Origin of the sequence: Kitasatospora aureofaciens, from assembly GCF_001188955.3 — a bacterium.
GTDB lineage: Bacteria > Actinomycetota > Actinomycetes > Streptomycetales > Streptomycetaceae > Kitasatospora > Kitasatospora aureofaciens.
This window is the reverse complement of the sequence record NZ_JPRF03000041.1, coordinates 32,450-51,634: the sequence shown is the minus strand read 5'-3', so window position 1 is coordinate 51,634 and position 19,185 is coordinate 32,450. Positions and strand designations below refer to the sequence as shown.

The following is a 19,185-nucleotide window of genomic DNA, read 5'->3' as shown; positions in this document are numbered from 1 at the left end:
GGGAGCACCCGGCCGTAGGGGTTATCGGTCTCCGAAGACGGTGCGGTGCCAGTCCTTGCGGGCGACCGCGGTGGTGTCGAACATGACGTGCTTGACCTGGGTGTACTCGTCCAGCGAGTACTGGGACATGTCCTTGCCGTAGCCGGACGCCTTGTAGCCGCCGTGCGGCATCTCGCTGATGATCGGGATGTGGTCGTTGACCCAGACGCACCCGGCGGCGATCTCCCGGGTGGCGCGCAGCGAACGGTGGACGTTGCCCGTCCAGGCGGAGGCGGCCAGGCCGTACGGGGTGTCGTTGGCCAGCCGCAGGCCCTCGTCGTCGCCGTCGAAGGGCAGCACCACCAGCACCGGGCCGAAGACCTCGCCCTGGACCACCTCGCTGTCCTGGGCCGCGCCGGTGATCAGGGTGGGCGCGAAGTAGGCGCCCCGGGTGAGGTCGCTGCCGTCGTGGCCCTTGGCGGGCGCGGGGCCGCCGGTGACCACGGTGGCGTAGGAGCGGGCGCGCTCCACGAAGCCGGCCACCCGGTCCCGGTGGGCGTACGAGACCAGCGGGCCGAGGTCGGTGCGGGGGTCGCGCGGGTCGCCGATCCGGATCGCCGCGTACAGCTCGGCGACCCCGGCCACGAAGGCGTCGTAGAGCGGGCGTTGGACGTAGGCGCGGGTGGCGGCGGTGCAGTCCTGGCCGCCGTTGATCAGCGAGGCGGCGACGGCGCCGTGCACCGCGGCGTCCAGGTCGGCGTCGTCGAAGACCACGAACGGCGCCTTGCCACCGAGCTCCAGGTGGGTGCGCTTGACGCTCGCGGTGGCGAGTTCGGCGACCCGCTTCCCGACGGCGGTGGAGCCGGTGAAGGAGACCATCGCGACGCCGGGGTGGGAGACCAGGTGCTCGCCGGCCGTGCGCCCGGCGCCGGTGACCACGTTGACCACGCCGTCCGGGATGCCCGCCTCGGTGCAGGCCCGGGCGAACATCAGGGAGGTCAGCGGGGTCAGCTCGGCCGGCTTGAGCACGATGGTGTTGCCCGCCGCGATCGCCGGGAGGATCTTCCAGGCGGCCATCTGCAGCGGGTAGTTCCACGGCGAGATCGAGCCCACCACGCCGATCGCCTCGCGCCGCACGTAGGAGGTGTGGTCGCCGGAGTACTCCCCGGCCGCTTTGCCCTCCAGGTTGCGGGCGGCGCCGGCGAAGAAGGCGGCGTTGTCGACGGTGCCGGGGACGTCGAACTCGGTGGCCAGCTTCACCGGCTTGCCGGTCTGCGCGGTCTCCACCCGGGCGAGGTCGTCCGCCGCGTCGGCCAGTACGGCGGCCAACCGGGTCAGCGCCTCCGACCGTGCGCCCGGGGTGGCGGAGGACCAGCCGGGCAGGGCGGCCCTCGCGGCGGCGACGGCGGTGTCCACGTCGGCGGCGGTGGCCAGCGCGACCTGCTCGACCACGCTGCCGTCGGCGGGGTTGACGACCTGGAAGGGCTCGCCGCTGCCGCGGGTCTGGCGGCCCGCGATGTACTGCGCGCCCGCGCCGAAGTCGGTCAGGTCCATCTGGGGTTCCTCCAAGTGCCGGCGGTTCGACCGCGCGCCGCGGCGAAACGCTTCCGCAGTGGGGGTCTGCGGTCCCGCTGACCTTGCCAATTGCGGGGTTGACGTGACAAGGGTCACTTCGCCAGCCTCGGCGCGAAGGGCCTTACAGAGTGCAAGGGTTCTCGCAGGGCGACAAGTCGTCGGGACGGTGCATGATTCACCTGACACCCTGTGTACCCCTGGGTCCCCGACGCCCCTGAATCCCGCCCCCTCCTTCCGCCCCGGAGGCCCGCGATGCTCCCCACCGTCGCCCGAGTGCTCGACCTGGAGGTGATGCGGCGCGGTCTGCCCCAGGTGGTGGCCGGCGCCGACCACCTGGAACGACCGGTCCGCTGGGTCCACGTCAGCGAACTTCCCGACGTCGCCGGGATGCTCCAGGGCGGCGAGCTGGTGCTGACCACGGGCATCGCGCTGCCCGAGGACCGCGAGGGCCTGGCCCGCTACGTCCGCGACCTGGACGAGGTCGGCGTGGCCGGGCTGGTGGTCGAGTTCGGGCGGCGCTACTTCGACTCGCTGCCGCGCGCCCTGGTGCACGCCGCCGAGCAGCGCGGGCTGCCGCTGGTCACGCTCCGCCGCGAGGTGCGCTTCGTCGCCGTCACCGAGGCCGTCCACGCCCTGGTGGTCAACGCCCAGCTGGAGCAGCTGCGGATCTCCGAGTCGGTCCACCAGGTCTTCAACGAGCTGGTGGTGGAGGGCGCCGAACCGCCCGAGGTGATCCGCCAGGTGGCCCGGATGGCCGGCGCGCCGGTGGTCCTGGAGAACCTCGCCCACCAGGTGCTCGCCCACGACACCGCCGGACGCCCGGAGGCCGAGCTGCTGGAGGACTGGGAGCGCCGCTCGCGCGGGGTCCGCCCGCCCGGCCGCACCGGCCACGACCCGCGCAGCGGCTGGCTGGTCACCACCGTCGGCGCCCGCGGCCAGGACTGGGGTCGGCTGGTGCTGGTCCAGGAGCCGGGCCCGCTGCCGGAGGGCGAGCCGCACCCCCACGCCATGCTGCTGGAGCGCGGCGCCTCCGCGCTGGCGCTCAACCGGCTGGTGGTGCGCGACCGGGAGAGCCTGGAGCGGCAGACCCACCGCACCCTGCTCTCCGGCATCCTGACCCACGCGCTGACCGTCTCCGAGGTGGCCCTGCGCGCCCAGGCCCTCGGTGTCCCGCTGGACGGCCGACGGCTGGTCGGCGTGGTGCTGCGCCAGCGCCGCGGGCCGATCCCGGCCGCGCTGGAGGCCCAGGCCCGGCTGCGCGACTTCACCGAGCTGGCGGCCGGCGCTGTGCGGGCCTGCCGGCTCTCCGCCCTGGTCGGCGCGCTGGACGACGAGGGCGTCGGCCTGCTGATCGCGCTCGGCGCCCAGCAGGACGAGCACGTCGCGCTGGACGCCTTCTCGGCCACCCTGCGCCGGATGTCCGCCGAGGCCGGCCGGGAGGGCGCCGACGCCCCGGGCCCGGTGGTCGCGGTCGGCTCCTCGGTCGGCTCGGTCCGCGACGCCCGGCGCACCCTGCTGGAGGCCGCCCAGGTCGCCGACGCGGCCCTGCACGACGCGCCCGGTGGCGGCCGCACCGCCTCCTACTACCGGCTGCCGGACGTGCGGTTGCGCGGCCTGCTCCACCTGCTGCGCGACGACGCCCGCCTGCAGACGTACGTGGAGCGCGAGTTGGGACCGCTGCTGGCCCACGACGCCGAGCACAACGGCCAGTTGGTGCAGATGCTGCGGATCTACCTGGAGCACGGCCGGAACAAGTCGGCGGCGGCCGACGCCGCCCACCTGTCCCGGCCTTCCTTCTACGACCGGCTGCACAAGGTCGAACGGATCCTGGGCGTCGACCTCGACCAGGTGGAGTCCTGCCTGTCCCTGCACGTGGCGCTGCTCGCGCTGGACGCCGTCCGCAGGTGAGCGTCACACCCCGGTGATGCGCCCCCAGACCTTGTGCAGCTCCGGCCGCTCGGCCGAGGTGACGTCGCGCATGCCGTGCAGCCGGGCGCGCATCTCCGCGGTCGGGAACACCAGCGGGTTCTCGGCGAGTTCGGCCTTGTCCTTGTCCCCGCTGTCCGCCAGCACCTCACGGGCGGCCGGCACCGGGCAGATGTACTGGACGGCCGCGGCGAGTTCGGCGGCGACCTCGGGCTGGTAGTAGTAGTCGACCAGCAGCTCGGCATTGCGCTTGTGGACGGCCCGGTTGGGGATCATCAGGCTCTCCGCCCACAGTTCGCCGCCCTCCTCCGGTACGACGAAGGCGATGTCCGGGTTCTCGGCGGTGAGCTGGACGGCGTCGCCCGAGTAGGCCTGGCAGGCGACCGCGGCGCCGGAGGCGAGGTCGCCGGTGTAGTCGTTGCCGGTGAAGCGGCGGACGTGGCCGGTGTCGACCATCTTCTGCACCAGGTCCATCGCCCGGTGCGCGTCGTCGTCGCTGAACCGCGCGATGTCCGCGCCCTGGGAGAGCATCAGCAGCCCGAGCGCCTCGTCCAGCCCGGCGAACAGGGTGATCCGGCCCTTGAGGTCGGGTGCCCACAGGTCGGCGGTGGACTGGAGTTCCCGGCCGAGCGCCTTGCGGTTGTACGCGATGCCGGTGATCCCGGACTGCCAGGGCACGCTGCGCCGGCGGCCCGGGTCGAAGACCGGGTTCGCCAGCTGCGGGTCCAGGTTGGCGGTGACGTTGGGCAGGTTGTCCCGGTCCATCGCCTGCACCCAGCCGAGCGAGACGTACCGGCCGGCCATCCAGTCGCTGATCACCATCAGGTCCCGGCCCGGGTCGGCGCCCTGGGTGAGCACCGGGCTGATCTTGCCGAAGAACTCGTCGTTGTCGTTGATGTCCTCGGTGTAGGTGACCGCGATCCCGGTCTTCTCGGTGAAGGCGTCCAGGGTCGGGCGCCCGCCCTGGTCGTCGGTGTCGATGTACTGGGTCCAGTTGGAGAAGTTCAGCCGCTTGTCGCGCTCCGAGCGGTCCGGCGCCGAGCGGCGGTCCTCGGCGACGTACGCGGACGGGATGCCGCAGCCGGCCAGGGTGCCGGCGCCGAGCAGCGCGGCGCCGCCGAGCAGCGAACGTCGGTGCAGCGTACGGGAGTCGGTCGGGCGTCGGGTCAGAGTGGTGCTGCTGGACATGGGGGCCTTCCGGAACGTGGGAGGGCCCCGGACACGCCGTGCCCGGGGCCGTCCTGGGAGGTACGTCAGACAGTGTGCGCGTCGGTGAGCGACAGCACCTCGTCCAGCACCGCGAGGCCGGCCTTGGCCTCCTCCTCGGTGACGGTGCACGGCGGGACGACGTGGAAGCGGTTCATGTTGACGAACGGCCAGAGCCCGCGCTGCTTGCAGGCCGCGGCCAGCTCGGCCATCGGTGCGTTGTCGGCGCCCGCGGCGTTGTACGGCACCAGCGGCTCGCGGGTCTCCCGGTCCTTGACCAGGTCGAGCGCCCAGAACACGCCGAGGCCGCGCACCTCGCCGATCGAGGGGTGCCGCTCGGCCAGCTCGCGCAGGCCGGGGCCGAGCACCGTCTCGCCGATGTGCTTGGCGTTCTCGACGATGCCCTCCTCCGCCATCGCGTTGATGGTGGCCACCGCCGAGGCGCAGGCCAGCGGGTGCCCGGAGTAGGTGAGCCCGCCGGGGAACGGCCGCTCGGCGAAGGTGGCGGCGATCTCGGCGCTGATCGCCACCCCGCCCAGCGGGACGTAGCCCGAGTTGACGCCCTTGGCGAAGGTCATGAGGTCCGGCACGACGCCCCAGTGGTCGGCGGCGAACCACTCACCGGTGCGGCCGAAGCCGGCCATCACCTCGTCCAGGATGAACACGATCCCGTAGCGGTCGCAGATCTCCCGCACCCCGGCCAGGTATCCCGGCGGCGGGACCAGAACGCCCGCGGTGCCGACCACCGTCTCCAGGATGACCGCCGCGACGGTGCCCGGCCCCTCGAAGGCGATCACCTGCTCCAGGTGCTCCAGCGCCCGCTCGCACTCCTGCGCCTCGTTCTCGGCGTGGAAGTTGGAGCGGTAGGCGTACGGGCCCCAGAAGTGCACCACCCCGGAGACGCCGGTCTCGTTGGCCCAGCGCCGCGGGTCGCCGGTGAGGGCGATCGCGTTGGCGGTGGCGCCGTGGTACGAGCGGTACGTGGACAGCACCTTCTGCCGGCCGGTGTGCAGCCGGGCCAGCCGGATGGCGTTCTCCACGGCCTCGGCGCCGCCGTTGGTGAAGAAGATCTTGTCCAGGTCGCCGGGGGTGCGCTCGGCGATCAGCCGGGCCGCCTCGCTGCGCGACTCGACCGCGAAGCCGGGGGCGATGGTGCAGAGCTTCGCCGCCTGCTCCTGGATCGCGGCGACCACCTTCGGGTGCTGGTGGCCGATGTTGGTGTTGACCAGCTGCGAGGAGAAGTCGAGGTAGCGGTTGCCGTCGTAGTCCCAGAAGTACGAGCCCTCGGCGCCGGCCACCGCGAGGGGGTCGATCAGCGCCTGGGCGGACCACGAGTGGAAGACGTGCGCGCGGTCGGCGGCCTTGACGGCCTGGCCGGCGGCTGAGTCAGCGGTGGGGATGCTCATGCCGGTAAGGCTAGGACGGGCCGACCGGGAAGTGCAGGTTCATCTTGTCAGCCGGTCGCACGGCGCGCCGACAGGATGCAAAGCGACAGGGCCCGGGGCGGAAGAGCCCCGGGCCCGTGGTCGGTTCGTACGAACCTGGACGGCTCGGACGGCCGTCGTTCTGCGCTCGGTGGTCGCGACCCGCTAGATCGCGGTCATGACGTGCTTCACCCGGGTGTAGTCCTCGAAGCCGTACGACGACAGGTCCTTGCCGTAGCCGGACTTCTTGAAGCCGCCGTGCGGCATCTCGGCGACCAGCGGGATGTGGGTGTTGATCCAGACGCAGCCGAAGTCCAGGCGGCGCGACATCCGCATGGCGCGGGCGTGGTCCTTGGTCCACACCGATGAGGCCAGCGCGAACTCGACGCCGTTGGCGTACTCGACGGCCTGGTCCTCGTCGGTGAACTTCTGCACGGTGATGACCGGGCCGAAGACCTCGTTCTGGATGATCTCGTCGTCCTGGTTCAGCCCGGAGACGACGGTCGGAGCGTAGAAGTAGCCCTTGTCGCCGACCCGGTGGCCACCGGCCTCGACCTTGGCGTGGGCGGGAAGGCGCTCGATGAAGCCGGCGACCTGCTTCAGCTGGTTGGCGTTGTTCAGCGGGCCGTACAGCACGTCCTCGTCGTCCACGCCGCCGGTCTTGGTCTCGGCCGCGGCCTTGGCCAGCGCCTCGACGAAGGCGTCGTGGATCGACTCGTGCACCAGCACGCGGGTGGCGGCGGTGCAGTCCTGGCCGGCGTTGAAGTAGCCCGCCACCGAGATGCCCTCGACGGCCTCGGCGATGTCGGCGTCCTCGAAGACCACGACCGGGGCCTTGCCGCCCAGCTCCAGGTGGACGCGCTTGACGTCCTTGGAGGCGGACTCGGCGACCTGGATGCCGGCCCGGACGGAACCGGTGATGGAGGCCATCGCCGGGGTCCTGTGCTCGACCATCAGCCGGCCGGTCTCGCGGTCGCCGCAGATGACGTTGAAGACGCCGACCGGCAGCTCCAGGTCCTTCAGGATGCCGCCGATGATCTCGGCCAGCAGCACGGTGGAGGCCGGGGTGGTGTCGGAGGGCTTGAGCACCACGGTGTTGCCCGCGGCGATGGCCGGGGCGAACTTCCACACCGCCATCATCATCGGGTAGTTCCACGGCGCGACCTGGGCGCAGACGCCGACCGGCTCGCGGCGGATGATCGAGGTCATCCCGTCCATGTACTCACCGGCGGCCTTGCCCTCCAGCAGGCGGGCGGCACCGGCGAAGAAGCGGATCTGGTCGACCATCGGGCCGATCTCCTCGGAGAGGGTCAGCGCGCGGGGCTTGCCGGTGTTGCGCACCTCGGCGTCGACGATCTCGTCGGCCCGGGCCTCGATCGCGTCGGCGATCTTCAGCAGCAGCTTCTGCCGGGTGCTCGGCGTGGCGTCGCGCCAGACCGGGAACGCGGCGGCGGCCGAGGCCATGGCCGCGTCCACGTCAGCGGCACCGGACAGCGGCGACGTCGCGTACACCTCGCCGGTGGTCGGATCGACGATGTCGAGCGTGCGGCCGTCTGCCGCGTCGACGAACTCACCATTGATGTAGTTGCGCAGCGTACGAAGGTCGCTCACGGGTCTCTCCTCGGTCTGGGCCTGCGGCGTTGCAGATTCCGGCGCCATGGTACGTCGGCGGTTGCGGCCTACGAAGGGCGCCGAGTGGCCGGCCCCGAAACGGCGCGGTCCACTGGTGGCGGAATGCGCGACACCCTGCGGAGGCGCGCGCGTACCGTGCCAGGGTAGCCGCAACACTGCCGGTATCGACAGGTACATCGCTCATGGGCGATGAAATCCGTATGCGATTTCCAAGATCACGACGAAATCAGCAGCTTCCACGCTTGCGAACAGAAGAACGATCAGGCACAGTGGCCGCGTGGCCAACCGCGACCGGAACGCGAGCGTTCCCCTCGACGCCGCCTCCAAGGCGATCATCGAGCAGCTCCAGGAGGACGGGCGCCGCCCGTACGCCGCCATCGGCAAGGCCGTCGGCCTGTCCGAGGCGGCCGTACGGCAACGCGTCCAGAAGCTGCTCGACCAAGGCGTGATGCAGATCGTCGCCGTCACGGACCCGCTCACCGTCGGCTTCACCCGCCAGGCGATGGTCGGCATCCGGGTCGAGGGCGACATCGAACCCGTCGCCGACGCGCTGGCCGCCCTCGACGAGGTCGACTACGTCGTCTGCACCGCAGGCTCGTTCGACCTCCTGGCCGAACTGGTCTGCGAGGACGACGAGCACCTGCTCGAACTGATCAACAAGCGCATCCGCGCGCTTCCCGGCGTGCGGAGCACCGAGAGCTTCGTTTACCTGAAGCTCCGGAAACAGACCTACACCTGGGGCACCCGATGACAGCCGACCCGGCGCAGAAGGACCTTTCCAAGACCGCCTACGACCACCTGTGGATGCACTTCACCCGCATGTCGTCGTACGAGAACTCCCCCGTGCCCACCATCGTCAAGGGCGAGGGCACGTACATCTGGGACGACAAGGGCCGGAAGTACATCGACGGGCTGGCCGGCCTGTTCGTCGTGCAGGCCGGTCACGGCCGCACCGAGCTCGCCGAGGTCGCCGCCAAGCAGGCCAAGGAACTCGCGTTCTTCCCGATCTGGAGCTACGCGCACCCCAAGGCCGTCGAGCTGGCCGAGCGCCTGGCCAACTACGCCCCGGGCGACCTGAACAAGGTCTTCTTCTCCACCGGTGGCGGCGAGGCCGTCGAGACCGCCTGGAAGCTGGCCAAGCAGTACTTCAAGCTGATCGGCAAGCCGACCAAGTACAAGGTCATCTCCCGCGCCATCGCGTACCACGGCACCCCCCAGGGCGCGCTGTCCATCACCGGCCTGCCGGGCCTCAAGGCCCCGTTCGAGCCGCTGGTGCCGGGCACCCACAAGGCCCCGAACACCAACATCTACCGCGCCCCGCACTACCTGGAGGGCCCCGACGGCACCGTCGACCCCGAGGCGTACGGCCGCTGGTGCGCCGACCAGGTCGAGGAGGCCATCCTCTTCGAGGGCCCCGAGACCGTCGCCGCCGTCTTCGTCGAGCCGGTGCAGAACGCCGGCGGCTGCTTCCCGCCGCCGCCCGGGTACTTCCAGCGCCTGCGCGAGATCTGCGACCGCCACGACGTGCTGCTGGTCTCGGACGAGGTCATCTGCGCCTTCGGCCGCCTCGGCACCATGTTCGGCGCCGACAAGTTCGGCTACGTGCCGGACATGATCACCTGCGCCAAGGGCATGACCTCGGGCTACTCCCCGATCGGCGCCACGATCATCTCCGACCGCATCGCCGAGCCGTTCTACAAGGGTGACAACACCTTCCTGCACGGCTACACCTTCGCCGGCCACCCGGTCTCCTCGGCCGTGGCGCTCGCCAACCTCGACATCTTCGAGCGCGAGGGCCTGAACCAGCACGTGCTCGACAACGAGTCGGCGTTCCTGGGCACCCTGAGCAAGCTGCGCGACCTGCCGATCGTCGGCGACGTCCGCGGCAACGGCTACTTCTACGGCATCGAGCTCGTGAAGGACAAGGTCACCAAGGAGACCTTCAACGACGAGGAGACCGAGCGCGTGCTCTACGGCTTCCTCTCGAAGGCGCTCTTCGACAACGGCCTGTACTGCCGCGCCGACGACCGTGGCGACCCGGTCGTCCAGCTGGCCCCGCCGCTGATCTCCGACCAGTCGACCTTCGACGAGATCGAGCAGATCCTGCGGACCAGCCTCACCGACGCGTGGGCGAAGCTCTGATCCCCTGAGCCCCTTCCCCACCCTCCGCCGAAGGGCGGTCCCGCTCCCGCGGGGCCGCCCTTCGGCGTTCGCGCCACCACTGCCGAACATCACAGTCGTACGACCAAACATGCCTGAATGCGGGTGATTTGCCCGTGATGGCCCAGAGCGCCGCAACCGCGACCGGCCCCGGTCGTTCTAATCTGACGACTGTCATATCCCTGCGGCCACCCAGGATGGAACCTCATGTCAGCGGCACCGCCTGACAACGACGTGCTGTGGGCCCGAGGGATCGTCAAGTCCCACTACGGCACCCCCGCCCTGCGCGGCATCTCCATCGGCGTCCGCGAGGGGGAGGTGCTCGCCGTCACCGGCCCGCGCGGCTCCGGCAAGAGCACCCTCCTCGGCTGCCTCTCCGCCCAGCTCCCGGTCGACGAGGGCGAGGTCTGGTTCAACAGCTCCCCCGTGCACACCCTCGGCCGGGCCGGCCGAGAACGGCTGCGCCGCGACCGCTTCGGCTTCGTCGGCTCCGAACCGCACCTGGTGCCCGAGCTGACCGCCCGCGAGAACGTCGCCCTGCCGCTGCTGCTCGCCGGCGCCGGCCACAAGGCCGCCTACACCGCCGCCACCGAGTGGCTGGAACGCCTCGACGTCGGCGACATCGCCCGGCACCGCCCCGACCGGCTGGTCCAGAGCCAGTGCCAGCGGATCGCCGTGGCCCGCGCCCTCGCCCCGCTGCCGCCCGTCGTCTTCGCCGACGACCCCACCGCCCCGCTGCACCGCGAGGCAGCCGAGCAGGTCCTGCGGATACTGACCAGCGCGGCCCGCTCGCACCAGCTCACCCTCGTCCTGGCCACCCACGACCCCGAGCTCATCCGGTTCGCGGACCGCGCCGTCGGCCTCGTCGACGGACGGATCACCGCCCCCGCCGCCCCCGTCCCGCGCGGCACCGTCGCCCCGGCCGGTGCCTCCGTCGTCACGGCCACCCGCCGCTGACGCGGCCGAGCCGCTGAAAGAGTCGACGTGTTCTACCTCCGCCTGGCCCGGGGCTACCGGGTGCCCGACCTCGGCCGCTGGCTGCTCACCGCACTGGCGGCCGCCGTCGTCGCCGCCTTCCTGCTGCGCTCCCTCGGCCGGGCGCTGAGCGAGCCGATCGGCGGCGCCGACGCGCTGGTGCGACTGCTCTGGTGCCTGCCCCCGCTCGCCGCCGTCGCCTGGTTCGCGGCCGTCGCCGCCCGTTCGGTGCCCGCCCGGCGGCCCGAACGACTCGCCGGGCTCACCGCCGCCGGGGCCGGCTCCCGGCGGATCCGCACCCTGATCGCCGGCGAGGTCGCCCTCGCCTGCACCCTCGGCAGCGTGCTCACCCTGCTGCTCTTCCTGGTGCTGCGCAACGACATCGCCGGGCCCTCGCTCGCTCCCGACCTCGGCATGGGCGTGCCGCTGCCGGCTGCCGCGCCGGTCACCCTGCTCGCCCTGGTCCCGCTCACCGCCGGCATCGCCGCCGCCTGCTCGGTGCCCGTCGCCGAGACCCTGCCCGGCGGCCGCACCCGCGGCCGCACCGGCTTCGGCCCGCTGCGGATCGCCGTGCCCATCGGGCTGGTGGTGATCGGCGCCGCACTCGAACTCATCGCGCTGCGACCCGGCGCCCCCGCCGACGGTCGCCCGATCCACCTGCCCGCCGGGCTCGGCACCACCAGCACCGCCGCCCTCGGCGGCTGGGCCGCCGGCGCGCTCGGCCTCGCCCTGCTCACCGGCCCGCTGCTCGCCTGGACCGGGCGGCTGCTCGCCGTCGGCCGGCCCACCCCGCTGCGGCTGCTGGCCGGACGCGGCCTCACCGCCCAGGCCCCTCGGCTCGGCCCGCCGCTGGCCGTGCTCACCCTGGTCCTCGCCCTGGTGCTGACCACCGTCCGGTACTGGATCGGCACACCGAACCGCGCCGACGCACTGCCCGCCGTCGAGGCCTGTCTGGTGCTCGGCTGCGCGGCCGCCGCGGTGCTCGCCAGGCTCGCGGAGGTCCGCACCGACCGCCGCGAGGTCACCGAAGCGCTGCTGCGTCTCGGCACCTCGCCCCGGCTGCTGTTCGGCGCGGTCGCGCTGCGCACCCTCGCGGTGGGCACCACGCTGCTGCTGACCGGCGGGGCGACCGCCGCGCTGGCGGCCGCAGGACTGCGGTAGGGCAGCCCGTCAGCCCGCCCGGTCAGCTTGCCGAGCCCGCGTGCCTGATCAGCCCGCCGGCTCGGCCCACCTGCTCAGCCCGCCTGCTCAGCCCGCTGCGGCGAGCTGGCCGCAGGCGCCGTCGATCTCCTGGCCGCGGGTGTCGCGGACGGTCGTCGGCACGCCGTGCGACTGGAGCCGGCGAACGAACTCCCGCTCGTCCTCCGGACGGGAGGCCGTCCACTTGGAGCCCGGGGTCGGGTTCAGCGGGATCAGGTTGACGTGCACCCGGTGGTTCTTGATCAGCCGGCCGAGCAGGTCCGCGCGCCACGCCTGGTCGTTGATGTCCTTGATCAGCGCGTACTCGATGGAGATCCGGCGGCCGGACTTCTCCGCGTAGTTCCAGGCCGCGTCCAGCACCTCGGCGACCTTCCACCGGGTGTTCACCGGGACCAGCTCGTCGCGCAGCTCGTCGTCCGGGGCGTGCAGCGACAGCGCCAGGCGGCAGCTGAGGCCCTCGTCGGCCAGCCGGTTCATCGCCGGGACGAGACCGACGGTGGAGACGGTGATGCCGCGCTGCGACAGGCCGAAGCCGTCCGGCGCCGGGTCGGTCAGCCGGCGGATCGCGGCCAGCACCCGGTTGTAGTTGGCCAGCGGCTCGCCCATGCCCATGAAGACCACGTTGGACAGCCGCGCCTCGCCGCCCGGGATCTCCCCGGCCTTGAGCGCGCGCATCCCGGCGGCGATCTGCTCGACGATCTCGCCGGTGGACAGGTTCCGGGTCAGCCCGGCCTGACCGGTGGCACAGAACGGGCAGTTCATGCCGCAGCCGGCCTGCGAGCTGATGCACATGGTGACGCGGTCGGGGTAGCGCATCAGCACCGACTCGACGAGCGTGCCGTCGAACAGCTTCCACAGCGTCTTGCGGGTGGTGTCGTCGTCGCAGGAGACGTGCCGCACCACCGACATCAGCTCGGGCAGCAGGCTCTCGGTGAGCTTCTCCCGGCTGGCGGCGGGGATGTCCGTCCAGCTCGCCGGGTCGTTCGACATCCGGCCGAAGTAGTGGTTGGAGAGCTGCTTGGCGCGGAACGGCTGCTCGCCCAGCTCGGCGACGGCCTCCTTGCGCTCGGCGGGGCTCAGGTCGGCGAGGTGTCGCGGGGGCTTTGCGCCGCGCGGCGCGACAAAGGTGAGTTCTCCGGGCTTAGGCATGGTTGTTCCAGTGTCGCAGACGCGCGGAGGCCCCGGACGCCAGGCGTCCGGGGCCCCGTCTCACCGCGCTCCGGTCAGCTTCCGACGAAGGCGGCCAGCAGCAGCCAGACCACCGGGGCGGTCGGCAGCAGCGAGTCCAGCCGGTCCATGATGCCGCCGTGACCGGGCAGCAGGGTGCCCATGTCCTTGATCCCGAGGTCCCGCTTGATCATCGACTCGCCCAGGTCGCCGAGGGTCGCGGTGACCGCCGCGCAGCCGCCCAGGATCAGGCCCTGCCACCAGCTGCCGCCGTCGATGATCAGCTGCATCAGTACGGCGCCCGCCAGCATCGACAGGCCGATGCCGCCGGCCAGGCCCTCACGGGTCTTGCCGGGGCTGATCGTCGGGGCCAGCTTGGTCCTGCCGAACTTGTAGCCCACCGCGTAGGCGCCGGTGTCGCTGCAGATCGTGACGATCAGGAAGAGCACGATCCGTTGGGGCCCGTCGTCGGCCGCCAGCATCATCGCCACGAAGGTCGCCAGGAACGGCACGTAGAAGGCGGTGAACACACCCGCCGTTATGTCCCGGAGGTAGTTCTCCGGCGGCTGGGCCATCCGCCAGACCATCACCGCCAGCCCGGTCAGCGCCAGCGCGGCCGCGGCCCACTGGACGCCCGCCCAGTAGCCGCAGGCGACCATCGCGACGCCGCCCACCACCAGCGGGACCAGCGGGGCCTTGATCTGCTTGCGCTCGGCGAGCCGGGTGGTCAGCTCCCAGCTGCCGACCGCCACCGCAGCCATCACGACGAACAGGAACAGCGCCTTCACCACGAACAGCGAGGCGACGATCACCGCGCCGAGGCCCACCCCCACGCCTATGGCGGCCTGGAGGTTACGGCCGCCGCGCTGCTTGCGAGGCTCCGGCTGCGGGGCGGGCTGGGCGGCCACTGGTGTCTCCTGCCCTGGATGGAACGACGGCACGAAGGGGGGCTGCCCGGCCGCCCGGTGGCTCTGCGGCGGCGCGGGATGCACCGGAGCCCCCGGGTGCGGCGGGGCGCCGCGGCCGGGGGCGGAGGGGACGTCGTCGGTTATCGCGCGCAGCACGACCGTCTCCGTCAAGCCGGGCGGCGCCGGCTCGGGCTGCTCGTCCCGGAACATCGGGCCACCGGGTCGGCCGGCCTCCCGGGACCGGTCCGCGGCGGGGTCGACCGGCCCACCGGTGGCCGGCGGCCGTCCGGGCGCCGCGTGCCGACCGGGGATCGGCGGCCGACCCGGACCCGGCGGCCGCCCCGGGCCCGAATACTGACCGGGCGCACCGGAGTGCGGGCCGGGATCGGCCGGTACGGGAGGCATGACCTGAGTCTCCTCCGCGTCGCCGCCCCAGTACACCGGAGGCTGCTGCGAGTGATCCGAACGGAGGCCCCGGTCCCCCGGGGCGGCACCCGGCGCACCCTGCTGGGCGGCCGTCCGGCCGCCCGGGTGGCCGGGGTGTCCCGGGAGGGGCAGGCCCTGGTCCGGCTCCGGGCGCTCGCCGTACCCCGGCGCCGGGTGGGCCGGGGTACGGGGTGCCTGCGACTGCGGCGCCGGGCGGTAGGGCTGGAACTGCTGGTCGGACGGGCCCCAGTAGCCAGGGGCGTCAGGGGCGTCGTTCATCAGACCTCGAGCAGCTCGGCTTCCTTGTGCTTCAGCAGCTCGTCGACCATCGCCACGTACTTGGCCGTGGTGTCGTCGAGCTCCTTCTCGGCGCGACGGCCGTCGTCCTCGCCGACCTCGCCGTCCTTGACCAGCTTGTCGATGGCGTCCTTGGCCTTGCGGCGCACCGCGCGGATCGAGACCTTGGCGTCCTCGCCCTTGCCGCGGGCGATCTTGATGAACTCGCGGCGGCGCTCCTCGGTCAGCTCGGGCAGCACGACCCGGATGATGGAGCCGTCGTTCGACGGGTTGACGCCCAGGTCCGAGTCGCGGATCGCCTGCTCGATGGCCTTCAGAGCGGTCTTGTCGAACGGCGAGACGACCGCCATCCGGGGTTCCGGCACCGAGAACGAGGCCAGCTGGTTGATCGGCGTCACGGCGCCGTAGTACTCGGCGACGATCTTGGCGAACATCGCCGGGTGGGCACGGCCGGTGCGGATGGCCGCGAGGTCGTCCTTGGCGACGACGACGGCCTTCTCCATCTTCTCCTCGGCCTCGAGGAGGGTCTCTTCGATCACTGTGATCTCCCTGTCCGGTTCATCTGCTGTTGTCCCGACCGGTGTCGGCATCGGGGCCGGTCGCGGCGGACGCCGTCCCGTACGGCTGGCTGCTGCTCAGGCCCGGACGGAATCCTGGCTGATGAGTGTGCCGATCTTCTCACTCTTCACCGCACGCGCGATATTGCCCTCCGCCAGCAGCTCGAAGACCAGCATCGGGAGATTGTTGTCCTTGCACAGCGTGATCGCGGTGAGGTCGGCGACCTTGAGGTCGCGCGCGATGACCTCGGAGTACTCCAGCGCGTCGAACTTCACCGCGTCCGGGTTGGTCCGGGGGTCGGAGTCGTAGACGCCGTCCACGCCGTTCTTGCCCATCAGCAGGACGTCGGCGTGGATCTCCAGGGCGCGCTGGACGGCCGTGGTGTCGGTGGAGAAGTACGGCATGCCCATACCGGCGCCGAAGATCACCACGCGGCCCTTCTCCAGGTGCCGGACGGCGCGCAGCGGCAGGTACGGCTCGGCGACCTGGCCCATGGTGATGGCGGTCTGGACCCGGGTCTCGATGCCTTCCTTGACCAGGAAGTCCTGCAGCGCCAGGCAGTTCATGACGGTGCCGAGCATGCCCATGTAGTCCGAGCGGGCCCGGTCCATGCCGCGGACCTGCAGCTCCGCGCCCCGGAAGAAGTTGCCCCCGCCGATGACCACCGCGACCTCGGTACCGGCGCGGACGACCGTGGCGATCTCGCGGGCGATCGCGTGCACGACGTCCGGGTCCACGCCGAGCCCGCCACCGCCGGCGAAGGCTTCACCGGACAGCTTGAGCAGCACCCGGCGACGCGAGCCCGCCTCGGTGTCCTGCGCGGTCTCCTGCGTCTCCTGCATGGACTTCTCCTTTTTGCACCTGCTGGCTCACAGGCCTGGGTGTGCGGATACCCGGCCTGCGCGTACACGCGAGGAGGCCACTGCCGCGGGAACCGGTTCGGTGTCCTGCACGGCAATGGCCTCCTCGTCGTTCATGGTGCCGAAGCGGCCCGCCCATGGACGGTTGGCGCTGGGTGAGCCCGTTCGGCGTTCCGCCCGCCCCGGTCAGTGGGCGGGGGCGGTTCCCAGCCTAGAGGGGCCGGGGACCAGGTGGAACGTGGCTCAGGCGCCGACGCGGAAGCGGGCGAAGCGCTTGAGGCTGACGCCGGCCTCTTCGAGGACCTTGGCGACGGTCTTCTTGTTGTCCTTCGCGAAGGCCTGCTCCAGGACGGAGTTCTCCTTCACGAAGCCGGTGACGCGACCCTCGACGATCTTCGGCAGGGCGGCCTCCGGCTTGCCCTCCTCGCGAGCGGTGGCCTCGGCGACGCGGCGCTCGTTCTCCAGCTCCTCGGCCGGGATCTCCTCGCGGGACAGGTACTTCGGCGCGAAGGCGGCGATGTGCTGCGCGACGTCCTTGGCGACCTCGGCGTTCTCCTTGTCCAGCTCGACCAGGACGCCGACGGCCGGCGGCAGGTCGGGGCTGGTCTTGTGCAGGTAGACCGCGACGAAGCCGTCACCGTCGAACTGGGCGAAGCGACGGAAGACGATCTTCTCGCCCAGGGTCGCGTTGGCCTCGTCCACGAACTGCTGGACGGTCTTGCCGGCCTCGATCTCGGAAGCCAGGGCGGCGTCCAGGTCGGCCGGGGCGCTCTTGGCGACGTGGGCGGCGATCGCGTCGGCGACCTTGACGAAGTTGTCACCCTTGGCGACGAAGTCGGTCTCGCAGTTCAGCTCGACCAGGACGCCGGACTTCTTGTCCTCGGCGATCAGCGCGGCGACGGCGCCGTTGGAGGCGTCACGGCCCTCGCGCTTGGCAACGCCCTTCTGGCCCTTGATGCGCAGGAGCTCGACGGCCTTCTCGACGTTGCCCTCGGCCTCGTCCAGGGCCTTCTTGCAGTCCATCATGCCGGCGCCGGTGAGCTCACGGAGCTTCTTGACGTCCGCGGCGGTGAAGTTCGCCATGGTGTGAATCTCTTCTCGCGTCTCGCGTGTCTGCGTGGGGATGCGCCGGGACCGATGGTTCGGCCCCGGCGCGGGAGAGAGGGGCACCCGCCGGCGTGGTACCGGCGGCTGCCCCTCACCCTTGGTACGTCAGGCCTGCTCGGCCGGCGCCTCGGCGGCGGGAGCCTCGGCAGCGGGAGCCTCGGCGGCGGCGGGGGCGGCCTCCTCGGCCTTCTTCTCGCCCTCGATGAGGTCCTTCTCCCAGTCGGCCAGCGGCTGGTCGGCGCCCGGCTCGGCCTTGGCGTCGCCCTTGGCAACACCGGCGCGGGCCTTCAGGCCCTCGGCCACGGCGTCGGCGATCACGCGGGTCAGCAGGGTGACGGAGCGGATCGCGTCGTCGTTGCCCGGGATCTTGTAGTCGACCTCGTCCGGGTCGCAGTTGGTGTCGAGGATGGCGACGACCGGGATGTTGAGCTTCCGGGCCTCGCCGACCGCGATGTGCTCCTTCTTGGTGTCCACGATCCAGACAGCGCTGGGAACGCGCTGCATGTCGCGGATACCGCCGAGGGTCTTCTCCAGCTTGTCGTGCTCGCGCTGGAGGACCAGGAGCTCCTTCTTGGTGAGGCCGGAGCCGGCCACGTCCGAGAAGTCCAGCTCGCCGAGCTCCTTGAGGCGCTGCAGACGCTTGTAGACGGTCGAGAAGTTGGTCAGCATGCCGCCGAGCCAGCGCTGGTTCACGTAGGGCATGCCCACGCGGGTGGCCTGCTCGGCGATGGCCTCCTGGGCCTGCTTCTTCGTGCCGACGAAGAGGACGCTGCCGCCGTGGGCAACGGTCTCCTTGATGAACTCGAAGGCGCGGTCGATGTAGTTCAGCGACTGCAGCAGGTCGATGATGTAGATGCCGTTGCGCTCGGTGATGATGAAGCGCTTCATCTTCGGGTTCCAGCGGCGGGTCTGGTGACCGAAGTGGACGCCGCTCTCCAGCAGCTCCCGCATCGTGACGACGGCCATGGCCGTTCTCCTCAGGTGTTACGGCCCGACTGCGGCGGTGCCTCGGGGGTTCCCCGTCGGGCGGCCGCCTACGGCCGGGTCAGTCTCGGTTGTCCGTGGCGGCCAGGTGACAGCCACGCCTGACGCCCCGATCGTGCCGAGCCGCTTCCACCCGCTCGGTCCGGGGACCGGTCGGGCTCGGCGGACCGAGCGGCACTCGCACCTGGCGGGGCTGCGGACGAACCGCGTCCGACCGCCGGTGGCGGGGCGTGCGAAGTCGACCCGGCGGACCGGGTCGCGTGTGAAGTGTACGGGAAGCGCCGAGCGGCGAGCGACTTCACGGGCGCCGGAGGGCCTGCGGCCGGTCTGCGGCCGGGCTGCGAATGACCGGGGGGGGGAGCCTGGGGGAACGACTGCGGCGGGTGGGGCCGCGGCGGGTGGAGGAACGGCGGCCGACTGGTCGGCGGTCTGCCCCTGGAGCGGTCCTCGTATGCCGTTTGTACACCGGATAGCGGCGTCCGTACACCCGTCCGAGGGATGGCGCACGGGCGCTGGGGCGGTTTGTCCACAGGTATCCGGAAGTGGGTGGCGTGGGAGGCGGAGTGCCGTCAGCCTCGGGGCATGACTGGGCGAAGTGGGGTCCGACAGGTGTGCACCGGGGTGGTGCTGGGGGTGGCGCTCACCCTGGTGGGTGTCGTTGGGGTGCCGGGGGTGGGGTGGGCGGTCGGGGGCGCGCCGGCCGGGGGTGGGTCGGTCGGAGGTGGGCCGGTCGGGGGTGGGTCGGTCGGGGGCGCTCCGACTGGGGATGACGCCTCTCCTCGGGGCGCGGCGCGGGCCTGG

At 71.8% G+C, this 19,185-nt stretch carries 15 protein-coding genes; 5 read left to right on the top strand and 10 right to left on the bottom strand.

Annotation, left to right across the window (positions count from 1 at the left end; translation table 11 throughout):
- Nucleotides 1–21 precede the first annotated feature (21 nt).
- Complete coding sequence (locus HS99_RS25930) at nt 22–1,533, bottom strand: gamma-aminobutyraldehyde dehydrogenase (protein WP_030290424.1); 1,512 nt, start codon at nt 1,531–1,533, stop codon at nt 22–24.
- A gap of 273 nt (nt 1,534–1,806) precedes the next feature.
- Here HS99_RS25930 and HS99_RS25925 point away from each other — a divergent pair, with 273 nt between their 5' ends.
- Nucleotides 1,807–3,462, top strand: coding sequence for a PucR family transcriptional regulator (locus HS99_RS25925; RefSeq protein WP_030290423.1), 1,656 nt, complete (start codon nt 1,807–1,809; stop codon nt 3,460–3,462).
- A 3-nt stretch (nt 3,463–3,465) separates the two neighbouring features.
- On the opposite strand, the gene HS99_RS25920 is transcribed toward HS99_RS25925, so the two are convergent.
- From HS99_RS25920 to HS99_RS25910, 3 genes are all read right to left on the bottom strand, one after another.
- Nucleotides 3,466–4,668 carry a polyamine ABC transporter substrate-binding protein gene (locus HS99_RS25920; RefSeq protein WP_046386608.1) on the bottom strand — a complete coding sequence of 401 codons (1,203 nt, stop codon included), beginning with the start codon at nt 4,666–4,668 and terminating at the stop codon, nt 3,466–3,468.
- A 65-nt stretch (nt 4,669–4,733) separates the two neighbouring features.
- A complete protein-coding gene (locus HS99_RS25915; protein ID WP_030290421.1) occupies nt 4,734–6,092 on the bottom strand; it encodes an aspartate aminotransferase family protein in 1,359 nt (452 codons plus the stop codon).
- A gap of 183 nt (nt 6,093–6,275) precedes the next feature.
- Nucleotides 6,276–7,769: a gamma-aminobutyraldehyde dehydrogenase gene (locus HS99_RS25910; RefSeq protein ID WP_046386607.1), complete on the bottom strand. Its 1,494-nt coding sequence runs from the start codon at nt 7,767–7,769 to the stop codon at nt 6,276–6,278.
- Between the two features lie 187 nt (nt 7,770–7,956).
- Between HS99_RS25910 and HS99_RS25905 the strand changes: the two genes are divergently transcribed.
- From HS99_RS25905 to HS99_RS25890, 4 genes are all read left to right on the top strand, one after another.
- Entirely contained in the window at nt 7,957–8,493 is a 537-nt protein-coding gene (locus tag HS99_RS25905) for an Lrp/AsnC family transcriptional regulator (RefSeq protein ID WP_063736546.1), read from the top strand.
- A complete protein-coding gene (locus tag HS99_RS25900; protein WP_030290419.1) occupies nt 8,490–9,884 on the top strand; it encodes an aspartate aminotransferase family protein in 1,395 nt (464 codons plus the stop codon). Before HS99_RS25905 ends, HS99_RS25900 begins: the two co-directional genes overlap by 4 nt.
- Before the next feature lie 225 nt (nt 9,885–10,109).
- A complete protein-coding gene (locus HS99_RS25895; RefSeq protein ID WP_030598989.1) occupies nt 10,110–10,859 on the top strand; it encodes an ABC transporter ATP-binding protein in 750 nt (249 codons plus the stop codon).
- A gap of 27 nt (nt 10,860–10,886) precedes the next feature.
- On the top strand, nt 10,887–12,038 hold the full coding sequence (locus HS99_RS25890; RefSeq protein WP_050366560.1) for a hypothetical protein: 1,152 nt from the start codon (nt 10,887–10,889) through the stop codon (nt 12,036–12,038).
- An 87-nt stretch (nt 12,039–12,125) separates the two neighbouring features.
- On the opposite strand, the gene rlmN is transcribed toward HS99_RS25890, so the two are convergent.
- The 6 genes from rlmN to rpsB all read right to left on the bottom strand — a co-directional run bounded on the left by rlmN (nt 12,126) and on the right by rpsB (nt 18,366).
- Entirely contained in the window at nt 12,126–13,226 is a 1,101-nt protein-coding gene (rlmN, locus tag HS99_RS25885) for a dual-specificity RNA methyltransferase RlmN (RefSeq protein ID WP_030290416.1), read from the bottom strand.
- A 74-nt stretch (nt 13,227–13,300) separates the two neighbouring features.
- Nucleotides 13,301–14,557 (bottom strand): phosphatidate cytidylyltransferase, encoded by a 1,257-nt coding sequence (locus tag HS99_RS25880; RefSeq protein ID WP_078938894.1) that lies wholly within the window; start codon nt 14,555–14,557, stop codon nt 13,301–13,303.
- A 299-nt stretch (nt 14,558–14,856) separates the two neighbouring features.
- Nucleotides 14,857–15,414 (bottom strand): ribosome recycling factor, encoded by a 558-nt coding sequence (frr, locus tag HS99_RS25875; protein WP_030290414.1) that lies wholly within the window; start codon nt 15,412–15,414, stop codon nt 14,857–14,859.
- Between the two features lie 96 nt (nt 15,415–15,510).
- Nucleotides 15,511–16,275, bottom strand: a complete 765-nt coding sequence (gene pyrH, locus HS99_RS25870) for a UMP kinase (RefSeq protein WP_030290413.1) — start codon at nt 16,273–16,275, stop codon at nt 15,511–15,513.
- 261 nt (nt 16,276–16,536) lie between these two features.
- Nucleotides 16,537–17,376: a translation elongation factor Ts gene (gene tsf, locus HS99_RS25865; RefSeq protein WP_030290412.1), complete on the bottom strand. Its 840-nt coding sequence runs from the start codon at nt 17,374–17,376 to the stop codon at nt 16,537–16,539.
- A 129-nt stretch (nt 17,377–17,505) separates the two neighbouring features.
- Complete coding sequence (gene rpsB, locus HS99_RS25860) at nt 17,506–18,366, bottom strand: 30S ribosomal protein S2 (RefSeq protein WP_030557940.1); 861 nt, start codon at nt 18,364–18,366, stop codon at nt 17,506–17,508.
- Nucleotides 18,367–19,185 lie beyond the last annotated feature (819 nt).